This window comes from Flagellimonas alginilytica (assembly GCF_042134605.1).
In the GTDB taxonomy this organism is placed as follows: Bacteria; Bacteroidota; Bacteroidia; order Flavobacteriales; family Flavobacteriaceae; genus Flagellimonas; species Flagellimonas alginolytica.
In genome coordinates this window covers 1-14085 of sequence record NZ_CP169638.1, presented here as the reverse complement: position 1 = coordinate 14085, position 14085 = coordinate 1, and the positions used below count along the sequence as shown (strand labels likewise).

The window sequence follows — 14085 nt, the reverse complement described above, 5'->3', positions numbered from 1 at the left end:
TATGTTTATATGTTGTTTTTATTGCCCAATGGAGTTCAAAATCCTGTTGAATGTATCACTAGGTCGCATTGCTTTGGATGCCAATTCCGGATTTGGCAGGTAATACCCTCCAATATCCACGGGTGATCCTTGAGCATCTATCAATTCTTTTGCAATGGTACTTTCATTGGAAGATAGGTCCTTGTACGCTTTCGAGAAAATTTCTTTAAGCTCTGTATCATCATTTTGTTGGGACAATTGCCCGGCCCAATATAGCGATAGGTAAAAATGGCTACCGCGCGTGTCCAGTTCGTTAACTTTTCTGGATGGTGATTTGTCCTGGTTCAAGAACTCTTCCGTTGCCTTGTCGAGAGCCTCGGCAAGAACTTGGGCTTTTTTGTTGTTGTTCTTTTCCCCAAAAAACTCCAAGGAAACGGCCAAGGCCAAAAATTCGCCAAGGGAGTCCCATCTTAAGTGTCCTTCTTCCAAGAACTGTTCTACGTGTTTAGGGGCTGAGCCACCTGCTCCTGTTTCGAACAGTCCTCCACCATTCATCAATGGAACAATGGAGAGCATTTTGGCGCTGGTTCCTACCTCTAAAATTGGAAACAGGTCAGTCAAGTAATCCCTCAATACGTTACCTGATACGGAAATGGTGTCTTTTCCATCCTTCATGCGTTTTAAGGTAAACTTAGTAGCCTCGATAGGGGAAAGGATTCGGATATCCAGACCATCGGTATTGTGATCCTTTAGATATAGATTTACTTTTTTAATGAGTTCGGCATCGTGTGCTCTGTTTTCATCCAGCCAGAATACCGCAGGGGTGTCGGTGGCCCTTGCACGAGAAACGGCCAATTTGACCCAATCCTGAACGGGTGCATCTTTAACTTGGCACATTCTCCAGATATCACCTTTTTCCACGGCATGTTCTATTAATGTATCGCCAGCGGCATTGATCACTTTTACCGTACCTGCTTTCTCTATTTCGAAAGTTTTATCGTGTGATCCGTACTCTTCGGCCTTTTGTGCCATTAACCCAACATTGGGCACCGTACCCATAGTGGTCGGGTCGAATGCACCGTGCTCTTTACAAAAGTCGATGGTTGCTTGGTAAATACCGGAATAGCTGCTATCTGGAATTATAGCTTTTGTATCCTGAAGTTCTCCATTTTTGTCCCACATTTTACCGGAGTTTCTGATCATTGCAGGCATGGAGGCATCAATGATTACATCGCTCGGTACATGTAGATTGGTGATTCCCTTGTCGGAATTTACCATGGCCAGGTCAGGACCGTTATCGATACTGTCCTTGATTGCTTTTTCAATTTCTTTATGCTGCGCTTCGGGCAACTCTCCGATTTTATCCAACAGGGATTCTAGACCGTTGTTCGGGTTTATCCCTAATTTATCGAAGGTCTCCCCATAATTTTTGAACAGTTCCGCGAAATATACTTCCAAGGCATGGCCAAATATAATCGGGTCGGAAACCTTCATCATTGTTGCCTTAAAGTGCAAGGATAGTAATATATTGTTGGCTCTGGCATCGGCGATTTCCTTTGTCAAGAATTCTACCAATGCTTTTTTGCTCATTACCGTGGCATCGATCACCTCGCCCTGTAACAGTGATAGGTTATTTTTTAGAACAGTGGTTTCTCCGTCGTTGCCTACCAACTCAATTCGAATATTGTCCGCATGGGTTAGGGTCAATGATTTTTCATTGGATTTAAAATCACCATGGGACATCGTGGCCACATGGGTCTTGGAATCGGAAGTCCATTCGCCCATGCTATGTGGATGTGCTTTTGCGTAGTTTTTAACCGCTTTTGGGGCGCGTCTGTCCGAGTTCCCTTCGCGGAGTACCGGGTTTACTGCGCTACCTTTTACTTTATCGTATTTTGCTTTGATTACCTTTTCTTCGTCGGTCTTTGGTTCGTCCGGGTAATCGGGAAGTTTGTATCCCTTTGCTTGTAGTTCCTCAATGGCCTCTTTTAACTGAGGGATGGAGGCGCTGATATTCGGAAGCTTAATGATATTGGCTTCTGGTGTTTTTGCGAGTTCGCCAAGGATTGCCAGGTCGTCCGTAACTTTTTGGTCGTCGGTCAATAGTTCGGGGAACACAGCGGCAATTCTACCGGCCAAGGAGATGTCCTTGGTCTCTACTGCGATATTGGCGGTCTCGGTAAATGATTTAACAATGGGCAAGAATGATAATGTTGCTAAGGCGGGAGCCTCATCTGTTTTTGTGTAATATAGTTTTGCCATTTATCTGAATTTGTTTGAGCGGTTGCAAATATACGATTTATGGACGTTGAAGTACGAATGGAAAAGAGTAAAAAGTAGGTTCTTTTGTTGTGAATTTATTAAAAACAAAAGCCATATCCTCTTTTTTAAGAAGGATATGGCTTTCAGATAGGACTAAAAATTTGTTCTGTTGCCAAAACTGTCGTAATCTGTTAGATTACATTTTTTAAGTCCCTTCGACGTTTACTCTGCCATGCTTCTAATTTTTCAATTAACTACATGCTGCAAAGTAATACTATAGCATTCCTAAATTTTATCAAAATGAAAAATTGCTCTTTCATTCGCACATAAAATTTACTTTTTCCGTTGAAGAATTGCCTAAGCTTTCCTCCAATCGAAAATCCTTTTGTGATCAGTAGTGTTACCAATTAAAAGGGAATACATAGTTTTAAAGAACGTCAACTTTAAATAGATATCATTGTGATGGTATCCCAATCATATCTTTGTCTAAAGTAGAGGGAAAATTTGTATCGAGCAACTTTTTAAACGATTAAAAATCAACACGATATGAACCGTGGTTATTAACAATTGTTCATAAAAAAAGCACCTGTTACAGGTGCTTTTTCATGTTGTACGGAATATGGATTATCCCTTGATCTCTTTAATACGGGCCTTTTTACCGGTAAGACCTCTAAAGTAGAAGATTCTTGATCTACGTACTTTACCTTTTTTGTTTACTTCAATTCTTTGCAAAGCAGGCATGTTCACTGGGAAAATTCTTTCCACACCAACAGTACCGGACATTTTACGAATGGTAAAAGTTTCTGTGGCGCCACTTCCTCTTCGTTGGATCACAACACCTTTAAAGAACTGGGTACGTGTTTTTTCACCTTCCTTGATTTCGTAATAAACAGTGATGGTATCACCAGCTGAAAATTTTGGAAATTCTTTTTTTGGAACAAATTCGTCTTCAACAAATTTTACTAAGGATTCCATTTTTGTCTTTTTAATTGTTTTGGACAAGACCAACTTTCACGGATTTCGTCAGAGGTTGATTTTGAGATTGCAAAAGTAATGCAATATTTAGAAATAGCAAGTGGTTTTTTGCTTTTTGAACCTGTTATTGATTTTTGGGATGTTTCTTCACCTGCTTTAGGGAGAACCAGAACAAACCGATCGCAAAGAGAATGTAGGGGAGGGGTGTCAACAAACTACCCAACGCATTGGCTTTGATAACCGATTCGGGTCCTGCTTGGGCCGAGAATGTGGTAAGGAGAAGAGTGCCGAGGGAAAATACAATGGAAAGCACACTGCCCAAAAGCATAAGTGTAGTGCCAAGGTTTCTTTGCTTGGTAAAAAGAATGCCGCTCGCCAACACAATAATTAGTTTTCCCAATATTTGGAGAGCACCTCCGGCCATAAAATATGCATCGTAATTTTCCATAGTATCTTATTCCAAAAGGTCAGGTCTTCTTTCGCGGGTGCGCTGCAATGCTTGTTCTTCCCGCCATTTTTCAATCTTTGGAAAGTTACCGCTCAGCAATATCTTTGGAACCTCCATGCCCTTGTATTCTGCAGGTCTGGTATAGACCGGGGGAGCCAATAAGTTATCCTGAAAAGTATCGGTTAGCGCCGAAGTTTCATCGTTAAGTACACCGGGCAGCAGTCTAATCACCGCATCGCACAAAATGGCAGCGCCCAATTCACCTCCGGAGAGCACGTAGTCGCCCACCGAGATTTCCTTTGTTACAAACAAATCCCTTACCCGTTGGTCCACTCCTTTATAATGTCCGCAGAGTATGATCAAGTTTTTTTTAAGGGATATCTGGTTGGCCATTCCCTGGTTCAAGGTTTGGCCATCCGGTGTCATATAAATGATCTCGTCGTACTCTCTTTCGGATTTTAGTTTTGAGATGCATTTGTCGATAGGCTCGATCATCATCACCATGCCTGCACCACCACCAAATTGGTAATCGTCCACTTGCTTATAATTGCCCGTGGTATAATCCCTTAAATTATGCATGTGTACTTCTACCAGTCCTTTTTCGATGGCCCTTTTTAAAATAGATGCTTCGAAAGGACTTTTTAAAAGCTCTGGAAGAACTGTGATAATGTCTATCCGCATGGACTTTTGTATGAATGTTTATTCCTGCCAAAAGTAATGAAAGCTATCCTAACGGGCATAAAAAAGAAAGGCTCCCATTTTAGGGAGCCTTATGGTTTACTTTTTTTGCTTATTGAGCTCATCCTGTAGTTGCCGGCTAATTTTCTGTTCACGTTCCAGTGCCCGACGCCTATGGTTTTGGTACTCTTCTTCCAAATCGGCCAGTGCGGATTTGGCTTGCTGCGTAAGGAAATTACTATTTCTGAATCGATAAATGAAAAAGAGCAATAGCAGTAAAAGACCAAAAATAATGGCCCATAAAATAAAATTATAGGTGCCTTTGCTAATCAGTGCCCCAAAAAAGGAGATACTGTCCTTTTCTTCGGTAACGTTGTTCAGCTTGTTTGTGGTATCCTGTAATTTCTCGTTTAGATCTTCGATTTCGGACTTGTTCGCATCTATAGTGGCGGACAGGTCCTTTATGGTTTTATTGGCCGTATCAATGGAGTCAAAAATATTGTTTTTGGTTTCGTATAGCTCGGATAGCTTGATTACTTCATAGCGGATCCCATTGGCCCGATAATTTCCAGACTTTCTTTCCAGTTCTTCAAACTGCCCTCTCAGGGTGTTGTCGGCTTCTTGGACAGGAGGTTCTTCTTCCTGCGCATGGACCAAAAATGATGGAATAAGTAAAAATAGGCTGAATAAAATGCGTAATTGCTTCATGTTCAATAATGTTCTCGTATTAAATTTTAGATTAAGGGCGGGACGAAATTACGCCAATATACCTAATTATGAAAAAGAAAACCGGTTCTTTGAACAATTCGTCATCCACTAATAGTAGGTATAACGCCTAACTTTTGCGATATATTTTGCCAATCGTATTACTTGATGGGAATACCCGTACTCATTGTCATACCAAATATATAGAACCACATTTTTACCATCTGCCGAAACAATTGTGGCATTACTGTCATAAATGGATGGAGCAGTGGTGCCAATTATATCCGAAGATACGAGTTCGTTGCTCAGGGCGTATTTTATTTGCTCTACCAAGTCTCCTTCCAAAGCATATTTTTTTATGATGGTGTCTATACCCTCCTTGGAAGTCTTGTTTTTTACTTCCAAGTTTAGAATGGCCAATGATCCATTGGGTACGGGAACTCTAATGGCGTTGGACGTTAGCTTGCCTTGTAAGGAGGGCAATGCCTTGGCCACGGCAGAGCCGGCACCGGTTTCCGTAATCACCATGTTTAGGGCGGCGGCACGGCCACGACGGTATTTTTTGTGCATATTGTCCACCAGATTTTGGTCGTTGGTATAGGCATGTATGGTTTCCAGATGTCCCTTCTTAATGCCCAAAGAGTCCTCCACCACTTTTAAAATTGGGGTAATGGCGTTGGTCGTACAAGACGCTGCGGAATAAATCTTGGTTTTGTCCGGATTAAAATCCTTATGGTTTACGCCATGAACAATATTAGGTACTTCCTTACCAGGAGCGGTCAGCAATACTTTGCTCGCCCCTTTGGATTTTAAATGCCTGGAAAGGGCAACATTGTCCCTAAAGGCCCCTGTGTTGTCGATGATCAGGGCGTTGGTAATGCCATATTTGGTATAATCTATATCTTCCGGCTGATTGGCACTGATGATCCTTACCGTTGTGCCATTGATCACCAAGGCTTGCTTTTCCTCGTCAATGTCCACCGTTCCGGTAAATGGCCCGTGAACGGAATCCGTTTTTAAAAGTGCAGCTCTTTTTTCCAAGATTTCCTTGTTCAATTCTCCACGAACCACAATGGCACGCAAGCGCAGCTGACTGCCACGTCCTGTTTTGGCCATAAGTTCCCTGGCCACTAGGCGTCCAATGCGGCCGAATCCATAGAGTACAACATCTTTAGGTTTTATGGCCTTGGCAGATTCCGCATCCTTTAGTTTATCTATCACAAAAGCCTTTACATTCAAATGGGCGTTTTGGTTATTGTTGTATTCGTACGTTAGTTTTCCAATATCCAATTTGGCTGGAGGCAGATTGAGGTCGTTGATTGCCCTAAGAATTTCTACTGAATCAAAGATCGACATCGGCTTTTGGACAAATTCACCGGCATACTCGTGCAGGTTGATGATGTCGCTCACATTTTTATCGATTATCTGATTTTTAAAGAGTACGACTTCTATGGCCTTGTCGTACCATAAATCGCTAATGATTTTAATAAATTCCGTGGTTGCCTTTCTTCTATCCGCTTGGAACGCAAGCTCTTTTTCGTACGAATTGTTGTTGCTCATGGATGATGGTTACAGTTGTGTAGTTTAATTTTCGGCAAAATTAGATATTTCAAACGTTTTCGTAAAACTTATTTGACATAAAAAAAGCGTCTTTTTAAAGACGCTTTAAAAGTGTGACCCTCAGTTTACTGAAGTATCATGTGTTCTTTTTCTCCATTTGCATTGATCATGGTAAAACTGGTTCTACCGTATCTGGATATCTGACCAAATTTTTCTTTGGCATCTTCTATGTTGCTGATAGGCTCACCATCCAGTTCAATGATTATTTTATTGGTAAGGTCGTATCGGGCATAACCTTGTGGGACATCGATTATTTTTACGCCTTTGGATACGCCAAATTTCTTTTTATCCTCTTTTGTCAAGTTCATCACCTTGAACGAAGTTGCGGGAAGGATAACACTGTTCTGTTTTTTTAGGGTAACATTTTTTACAAGACTTTCGCCGTCGCGCTCTAACGTTACCCTAACTACATCACCGGGTCTTTTTGCGGAGAGGTACCCCGTAAGTTCCGAGAATTTTTGAATATCTATATTGTCCACTTTTTTAATAATGTCGCCTTCCTGCAAACCTGCATCGTCAGCACCGGATTCTTCTTCGACCCCGGCAACATATACTCCTTCCAATTGATCCAGTCCCATTTCGATTGCGGCCTTGGACTTGGTATTTGCCGCCGATATGCCCAAAAGTCCTTTCTGCACATTGCCAAACTCCATTATATCTTCCACTACTTTTTTGGCGATATTGCTCGGTACTGCAAAGGCATATCCAACATAAGAACCTGTTTGAGAGGTAATAGCAGTATTGATTCCGATCAGGTCCCCGTTGGTGTTTACTAACGCACCACCACTGTTTCCAGGATTTACGGCAGCATCGGTCTGGATAAAGGATTGTGTTCTGGTAGGCGATAAAGACCGGGCTTTTGCACTAACAATACCCGCTGTTACGGTTGAGGTAAGGTTAAACGGGTTGCCTACTGCCAGCACCCATTCCCCGATTTTGGTATGGTCGGAATCACCAAAGGCCAAATAAGGAAGCGCATCGTCCGTATCAATTTTTATAAGGGCGATATCCGAATCTGCATCGGTCCCGATTACTTCAGCTTCATAGGTTTTGTTATTGTTCAAGGTAACTTCCAATTGACTGGAATTGGCAATTACGTGATTGTTGGTCACTATATAACCGTCCGGGGAAATAATTACCCCCGACCCCGTTCCCACCTGTGGGGTTTGCTGACGTTCGTAGCCGTAAAAGAATTCCGCAATACTGGAAGGGCCTCTACTAATGGTCATGTTTTTAACGTGTACCACGGAATGCACCGTTTTTTCGGCAGCCAAGGTAAAGTCGACCTCATTGATTCCGGCACCTCTTGCCGAAGTATCTAGATTGCTAGTGGACAAAAATGGAGTCTCTTGTTCAGAAGTGACCCATTTATAGCTTTCCTTCTCAAAAAATAATTTGTAGGCTCCCAGGGTAATTGCTCCTGCAAATACGGAAACCAAGAGTAAACTCGCTATTTTCTTCATAATTCAATAATTATTTAACATTTAGCTTTGTCAAAATTAAAATAATTCAATTTTTGATCAAGTTGGTTTAACGCTGTTTTAACTACAAAAAAAACCTTAAAGAATCCCCTATATTTGTTCCTTTGTAGATAATCATGGAACTGCACTTTTTTAAATACCAAGGAACGGGAAACGATTTTGTAATTATCGATAATCGTCAACATATTTTCCCCAAAAACGATACCAAGCTGATTTCAAAACTCTGTGATAGAAGATTTGGCATAGGTGGAGATGGCTTGATGCTGCTTGAGAATGACAATATGTCGGATTTTAAAATGGTTTATTTTAATGCCGACGGCAAAGAGGGCAGTATGTGTGGCAATGGAGGGCGTTGTTTGGTAGCTTTTGCACATTATCTGGGCATATTTAAAAAAGAGACCACGTTCAACGCAGTGGATGGACTACATTACGCAACTATAAGTGGAAACCAGGTGAAGCTAAAAATGATCGATGTGGACAAAATCCATCAAAAGCCCAACCACAGCTTTTTGGATACGGGTTCCCCGCACCATGTACAGCTTGTTGACGAACTGGAAAAATTTGATGTGCCCAAAGAGGGAAAGAAACTTAGATATGGTATTTATGGCGAGTCGGGGAGCAATATCAATTTTGTGGAACAAAAAGCGGAAGATGCTTTTCGGGTAAGAACCTATGAACGTGGCGTAGAAGACGAAACATATTCCTGTGGAACCGGGGTCACTGCAGCGGCCCTAACCATGTTCGAGCTAGGTAAGACTGCCGCTAAACAAATACATATTGAGACCATTGGAGGTGATCTTACCATTTATTTTGAAAAGCATAACGGTAAATACACCAACATTTTTTTAGAAGGACCTGCCAAACAGGTATTTAAAGGAACCATTGCATGCTCAATATAAAAGGAGAACATATTTATTTGCGCGCGCTAGAGCCTACCGATTTGGATTTTCTGTACAAATTGGAAAACGATACATCGGTCTGGGAGGTGAGCGGTACCTTAAAACCGTATTCCAAGAAAGTGCTTCAATCCTATCTGGACAATGCCCACAGGGATATTTACGATGTTAAACAGCTGAGGCTTTGCATTGGCGATCAAAATGATCCATGTATCGGATTGATAGATCTTTTTGATTTTGACCCCAAAAATCGGAGGGCGGGAATCGGAATCCTTATTGCCGAACCTAGTTATAGAAACAGGGGTGTAGGAGCGGAGGCATTATCACTATTGTGCGATTATGCATTTTCCGTTTTGGATATGCATCAATTATATGCCAATATTTTGGAAGATAATCTCGCTAGTATCCACTTGTTCAAAAAGTTGGGATTCAAGGAAATAGGCATCAAAAAAGAATGGATACGGACCCATAAAGGGTTCAAAAACGAAATAATGTTTCAAAAGATCAACACCAATGAATCTTAAAAAAGTACTTTGGGCCACGGCCATACTTGGACTGATAATTTGTGGCTTTATCGCATATCGGATTTATAGCGCCATTTTTAGCCCCAATACACAGTTCAATAATAGCGAAGCATATGTTTACATTGCTTCGGATGCTTCGTTTTCCGATGTTGCCACCTCCGTTGAGCCTTTATTGAAAGATATGTCTTCTTTTGAGGCTGTTGCCAAACGCAAGGGATATATCAATAACATAAAAGCAGGAAAATATGCACTCAAAAAAGGGATGAACAATAACGACATCATCAATACCTTGCGCAGTGCCAATATACCTGTGCAGGTTTCCTTTAATAATCAAGAATCGTTGGCTTTGTTGGCGGGACGGGTCGCTGAGCAAATAGAGGCAGATAGCTTATCGTTGTTACAAACATTCAATGATCCCGGTTTTCTGCAAGAGCAAGGGTTTGATGAAGATACCAAGTTGGCCATGTATATTCCCAATACCTACGAATTTTTCTGGAATACAAATGCAGAGGGTTTTAGGGACAGGATGAAAAAAGAATATGACCGCTTTTGGACAGATACCCGACTACAAAAGGCCAAAAGTTTGGGCCTTACGCCAAACGAGGTTACTTCTTTGGCCGCCATTGTACAAAAAGAAACAGCAAAGGTGGATGAGCGACCTCGTGTTGCCGGGGTTTACCTCAACAGAATCAAAAGAGGGATGTTGCTCCAGGCCGATCCTACCGTAATCTATGCCATTAAAAAGGAGACCGGTAATTATGATACAATTATAAAAAGAGTACTCTTTCGTGATCTGGAAATGGATTCTCCATACAATACCTATAAATATGCAGGTGTTCCACCGGGACCGATTACCATGCCGGACATTACCTCGATAGATGCCGTTTTGAATCCAGAAAAGCACGATTATCTCTATTTTGTGGCAGACGTTTCCAACTTTGGGTACCACATGTTTGCCAAAACTTTGGCGCAGCACAACCGAAATAAAGTGCAGTACACCCGTTGGTTAAATCAACAAAAGGTACTTAGATAGGGCGCTTTACCGTTGATATTCATCACTTTAACGGATTTTAAGCCTCATTTAAGAAATCTTTATGAGCTTTAGGGTACCCGTTAAAATATCTCCCCCTATATTTGCCGGCCAAATTGATTTTTGATACGTATATGTATCGAGATCACAAAAGAGAACATTATGAAAAGATGGATTGGTTTTATACTGCATCTTGCCATGATCGTAGTTTTGACAAGTTTTGGTACCTATACCGTAATGAAAAAGGAAACTGTTGAAATTCCTGATTCACTTAAGGTTATGGCCAATTCGGAGATTTTTGCGCCACAAAGCTCCATTGCACTTTTAGAAGAGGATGAGGTAACACCTCCTTTTTTGGGCAAAGCCTTTAATGGCTTTAAGGAAGCGCTCGCTTTCAAAGAATCCCAGGGTAAATATCATAGAGTAAACACATTGGGTTATTTAGGTAAGTACCAATTTGGTAGTAGTACCTTAAATTTGATGGGCGTTTACGATATGGATGATTTTCTGTCGAACCCAGAACTTCAAGAAAAGGCTTTTGAGGCCAACATTGCCCGTAACAAATGGATTTTGCGAAGAGATATCAAACGTTTCAAAGGCAAAACGATCGGTGGCATTCAAGTTACCGAATCCGGAATATTGGCTGCGGCACATTTGGCCGGAGCCGGTAACGTAAAAAAATATCTGCGATCTTATGGGCAAAACGATGTAACCGATGCGTACGGAAGTAGCATCTCCTACTATATGAAGAAATTTGCAGGCTATGATATTTCCAATATCAAGCAACAAAAAAATGCCAAGGTTTAATTGAAACTGCGCATTGAAACAAAAAGCCCCGAATTATCGGGGCTTTTTTTATGCTTGTAAAATATAAATGGTAGGTCTTTTGTCTAGATCTAAATCGATTTCCCCCCATTCGTGTACGGTTTTGGTGGCGATAAACTCCGTAGGCAACGTAATATCGCAGGCAATGCACAACCGTGTTGATTTTTGAAGTGTTTTTATCAGCTCCTTGAGCATTTTATTGTTGCGGTAGGGAGTCTCCATAAAAATTTGGGATTGGCCTTTGTCCCTGGAAAGTCGCTCCAAACTTTTCAAAATTTTCTTTCGTTCTGCATTGTCTATGGGCAAATAGCCGTTAAAGGCAAAGTTTTGCCCGTTCATGCCACTGCTCATCATGGCCATTAGAATGGAGGAGGGGCCTACCAATGGAACTACTTGTATTCTTTTTTCGTGTGCCACACGCACTACATCTGCACCTGGGTCGGCAATACCCGGACAACCAGCCTCGGAAAGAACACCAATATCGAACCCATGTATACAGGGATCTAAAAAGGATGGTATTTCTTCAGGGTTGGTGTACTTGTTGAGTAACTGCAACTTAAGTTCGGGTTGTGGCTTGTTAGGACTGACTCGTTTAATGAACCTACGGGCAGTTTTTTCATTTTCAACAATGTAGTGGTCTATCCTTTCTATGGTGCCTTTTACCGAAATGGGCAAAACTTCCAAGGGAGCATTGTCTCCAAGTGTGGTTGGGATCAAATAGATTTTGCCAACTACCAAACCGGGTTTTTCATCTTCCATGGGTTTAATTTAGCTTTTTCGCAATTGCCTCACAAGCGGTATCGATCATTTGGTACACATTTTCAAAACCATCGTCCCCGCCGTAGTAGGGGTCGGGTACTTCGATAAGTCCCAATTCCACTTCGGTCAAAAGTAGTTTTACCTTAGCAGCTTCTTTTTGGTCGCTTGCCAAACTGGCCACATCGGAAAAATTGCTGCGGTCCATTACGTAAATGTGGTCGAACTCCAAAAAATCCTTTTTGGAGAACTTTCTGCATTTTTGGTCTTGTATGTTTAGGCCATATTTTTGGGCAACGGCAATAGAACGCTTATCGGGCGGATTGCCCACGTGGTAACCGGCTGTTCCTGCAGAATCGACCAGTACCTTATCGGGATCAACTTTGGATTGCAGTATGCCTTCGGCCAAAGGTGATCTGCAAATATTGCCAAGGCAGACCATCAATACTTTGGTTTTCATAAGGAAAAAGTGAAGTTGGGTTTAGGTGAACTTTTTGTTCAGATCCTCAATATATTTTCTGAATTGCTTGTCCGTTTCCGCTAAGTTATCCACTGTTTTACAGGCGTGGAGTACCGTTGCATGGTCACGTTTTCCGATTTGTGACCCAATACTTGCCAAGGATGCCTTAGTAAACTTTTTCGCAAAGAACATGGCCAACTGTCTCGCCTGTACAATATGTCGCTTTCTTGTTTTGGACTGTAGGGTGGCCACATCCATTTCGAAATAATCCGAAACCACTTTTTGAATGTAATCGATGGATACTTCGCGCTTTGTGTTCTTTACAAATTTGTCCACTACCTGTTGGGCCAATTCCAGAGTTACCTCCCGCTTATTGAAAGAAGATTGGGCTATCAACGAAATAATGGCCCCTTCCAGTTCGCGAATGTTGGTCTTAATGTTTTTGGCCACGTGGTCTATGATCTCTTCCGGCATTTCAACGCCATCGCGGTAGAGTTTATTTTTTAAGATGGAAACCCGTGTTTCGTAATCTGGACTTTGCAATTCTGCAGACAATCCCCATTTAAAACGGGAGAGCAAGCGTTGTTCAATGTCCTGCATATCCACAGGAGCTTTGTCCGAAGTCAATATCACCTGCTTGCCATTTTGGTGCAAATGGTTGAAAATGTGGAAAAATACATCCTGTGTTCCAGATTTACCGGATAGAAATTGTACATCATCTATAATAAGTACATCTATTAATTGGTAAAAGTGGATAAAGTCGTTTCGAGTGTTCTTTTTTACCGATTCGATATATTGTTGCGTGAATTTTTCCGCAGAAATATAAAGAACGGTCTTTTCCGGGTACTTATCCTTTATTTCCACACCAATGGCGTGGGCCAAATGTGTTTTCCCCAATCCCACTCCCCCAAAAACCAACAATGGGTTGAAGGAAGTTCCCCCGGGTTTGTTGGCCACGGCCATACCCGCCGAACGGGCCAAACGGTTGGAATCTCCTTCCAGGAAATTATCGAAATTGTAGTTGGGGTTTAATTGGGATTCAATTTTAATGTTCCGAATTCCTGGAATCACAAATGGATTTTTTAGCTCGGGACTTTTGGAGGTGATCGGCACATCCAATTCTTGGGGTCCAACAGCGGTACGGTTGGAACTTGGGATTTGCTCCGTAAAGGGTTCCTTGTTACCGTATTTGTTTTCCATTTTTATCACATAGATCAGCTTTGCATTGTTGCCCAACTCTCTGGTCATGGCAACTTTTAAAAGCTTAACATAGTGTTCTTCGAGCCATTCGTAGAAAAACTTACTGGGAACCTGAATGCTCAAAGCCTTATCTGTTAATTTAATAGGCTTTATAGGCTCAAACCAAGTTTTGAATGCCTGCGGTTGGATGTTATCTTGGATAAAAGCCAAACAGTTGTTCCATACGGAATTAGCAGTAGCACTCAT

At 41.7% G+C, this 14085-nt stretch carries 14 protein-coding genes; 4 read left to right on the top strand and 10 right to left on the bottom strand.

The window, feature by feature from the left end; genetic code table 11:
- Positions 1-18: 18 nt before the first annotated feature.
- From ABTP35_RS00070 to ABTP35_RS00040, 7 genes are all read right to left on the bottom strand, one after another.
- Entirely contained in the window at positions 19-2241 is a 2223-nt protein-coding gene (locus ABTP35_RS00070) for an NADP-dependent isocitrate dehydrogenase (RefSeq protein ID WP_293294996.1), read from the bottom strand.
- 624 nt (positions 2242-2865) lie between these two features.
- Positions 2866-3216: a 50S ribosomal protein L19 gene (gene rplS / locus ABTP35_RS00065; protein ID WP_224836670.1), complete on the bottom strand. Its 351-nt coding sequence runs from the start codon at positions 3214-3216 to the stop codon at positions 2866-2868.
- 124 nt (positions 3217-3340) lie between these two features.
- A complete protein-coding gene (locus ABTP35_RS00060) occupies positions 3341-3664 on the bottom strand; it encodes a hypothetical protein (protein ID WP_293294999.1) in 324 nt (107 codons plus the stop codon).
- Positions 3665-3670: 6 nt separating this feature from the next.
- Entirely contained in the window at positions 3671-4345 is a 675-nt protein-coding gene (gene trmD / locus ABTP35_RS00055; protein WP_224836672.1) for a tRNA (guanosine(37)-N1)-methyltransferase TrmD, read from the bottom strand.
- Between the two features lie 96 nt (positions 4346-4441).
- Positions 4442-5050 (bottom strand): tRNA (guanine-N1)-methyltransferase, encoded by a 609-nt coding sequence (locus tag ABTP35_RS00050; RefSeq protein ID WP_252079952.1) that lies wholly within the window; start codon positions 5048-5050, stop codon positions 4442-4444.
- 108 nt (positions 5051-5158) lie between these two features.
- Positions 5159-6607, bottom strand: a complete 1449-nt coding sequence (locus tag ABTP35_RS00045; RefSeq protein ID WP_293295002.1) for a glyceraldehyde-3-phosphate dehydrogenase — start codon at positions 6605-6607, stop codon at positions 5159-5161.
- Between the two features lie 125 nt (positions 6608-6732).
- Positions 6733-8130 (bottom strand): S1C family serine protease, encoded by a 1398-nt coding sequence (locus tag ABTP35_RS00040; RefSeq protein WP_252079951.1) that lies wholly within the window; start codon positions 8128-8130, stop codon positions 6733-6735.
- 134 nt (positions 8131-8264) lie between these two features.
- On the opposite strand from ABTP35_RS00040, the gene dapF reads away from it, so the two are divergent.
- The 4 genes from dapF to ABTP35_RS00020 all read left to right on the top strand — a co-directional run bounded on the left by dapF (position 8265) and on the right by ABTP35_RS00020 (position 11405).
- On the top strand, positions 8265-9047 hold the full coding sequence (dapF, locus tag ABTP35_RS00035) for a diaminopimelate epimerase (protein WP_293295004.1): 783 nt from the start codon (positions 8265-8267) through the stop codon (positions 9045-9047).
- Entirely contained in the window at positions 9035-9568 is a 534-nt protein-coding gene (locus tag ABTP35_RS00030; RefSeq protein ID WP_293295006.1) for a GNAT family N-acetyltransferase, read from the top strand. The genes dapF and ABTP35_RS00030 overlap by 13 nt, the downstream gene beginning before the upstream one ends.
- The gene (gene mltG, locus ABTP35_RS00025) at positions 9558-10601 is read left to right on the top strand and encodes an endolytic transglycosylase MltG (RefSeq protein ID WP_293295008.1); all 1044 of its coding nucleotides are present in this window, start codon (positions 9558-9560) and stop codon (positions 10599-10601) included. Before ABTP35_RS00030 ends, mltG begins: the two co-directional genes overlap by 11 nt.
- Positions 10602-10760: 159 nt before the next feature.
- A complete protein-coding gene (locus tag ABTP35_RS00020) occupies positions 10761-11405 on the top strand; it encodes a hypothetical protein (protein ID WP_252079947.1) in 645 nt (214 codons plus the stop codon).
- Between the two features lie 48 nt (positions 11406-11453).
- Here ABTP35_RS00020 and ABTP35_RS00015 read toward each other — a convergent pair whose 3' ends face one another.
- From ABTP35_RS00015 to dnaA, 3 genes are read right to left on the bottom strand one after another with little or no spacing between them, the layout of a single operon-like run.
- The gene (locus tag ABTP35_RS00015) at positions 11454-12182 is read right to left on the bottom strand and encodes an SAM-dependent methyltransferase (RefSeq protein ID WP_224836680.1); all 729 of its coding nucleotides are present in this window, start codon (positions 12180-12182) and stop codon (positions 11454-11456) included.
- Positions 12183-12186: 4 nt separating this feature from the next.
- Complete coding sequence (locus ABTP35_RS00010; protein ID WP_293295011.1) at positions 12187-12639, bottom strand: low molecular weight protein-tyrosine-phosphatase; 453 nt, start codon at positions 12637-12639, stop codon at positions 12187-12189.
- A 21-nt stretch (positions 12640-12660) separates the two neighbouring features.
- Positions 12661-14085 carry a chromosomal replication initiator protein DnaA gene (gene dnaA / locus ABTP35_RS00005; protein WP_224836682.1) on the bottom strand — a complete coding sequence of 475 codons (1425 nt, stop codon included), beginning with the start codon at positions 14083-14085 and terminating at the stop codon, positions 12661-12663.

Coding starts and splice junctions, on each gene's coding strand:
- ABTP35_RS00020 (WP_252079947.1), top strand. CDS start 10,761: ATGAAAAGATGGATTGGTTTTATACTGCATCTTGCCATGATCGTAGTT.
- ABTP35_RS00015 (WP_224836680.1), bottom strand. CDS start 12,182: ATGGAAGATGAAAAACCCGGTTTGGTAGTTGGCAAAATCTATTTGATC.
- dapF (WP_293295004.1), top strand. CDS start 8,265: ATGGAACTGCACTTTTTTAAATACCAAGGAACGGGAAACGATTTTGTA.
- ABTP35_RS00010 (WP_293295011.1), bottom strand. CDS start 12,639: ATGAAAACCAAAGTATTGATGGTCTGCCTTGGCAATATTTGCAGATCA.
- mltG (WP_293295008.1), top strand. CDS start 9,558: ATGAATCTTAAAAAAGTACTTTGGGCCACGGCCATACTTGGACTGATA.
- ABTP35_RS00060 (WP_293294999.1), bottom strand. CDS start 3,664: ATGGAAAATTACGATGCATATTTTATGGCCGGAGGTGCTCTCCAAATA.
- ABTP35_RS00030 (WP_293295006.1), top strand. CDS start 9,035: ATGCTCAATATAAAAGGAGAACATATTTATTTGCGCGCGCTAGAGCCT.
- ABTP35_RS00045 (WP_293295002.1), bottom strand. CDS start 6,607: ATGAGCAACAACAATTCGTACGAAAAAGAGCTTGCGTTCCAAGCGGAT.
- ABTP35_RS00070 (WP_293294996.1), bottom strand. CDS start 2,241: ATGGCAAAACTATATTACACAAAAACAGATGAGGCTCCCGCCTTAGCA.
- ABTP35_RS00050 (WP_252079952.1), bottom strand. CDS start 5,050: ATGAAGCAATTACGCATTTTATTCAGCCTATTTTTACTTATTCCATCA.
- dnaA (WP_224836682.1), bottom strand. CDS start 14,085: ATGAGTGCTACTGCTAATTCCGTATGGAACAACTGTTTGGCTTTTATC.
- trmD (WP_224836672.1), bottom strand. CDS start 4,345: ATGCGGATAGACATTATCACAGTTCTTCCAGAGCTTTTAAAAAGTCCT.
- ABTP35_RS00040 (WP_252079951.1), bottom strand. CDS start 8,130: ATGAAGAAAATAGCGAGTTTACTCTTGGTTTCCGTATTTGCAGGAGCA.
- rplS (WP_224836670.1), bottom strand. CDS start 3,216: ATGGAATCCTTAGTAAAATTTGTTGAAGACGAATTTGTTCCAAAAAAA.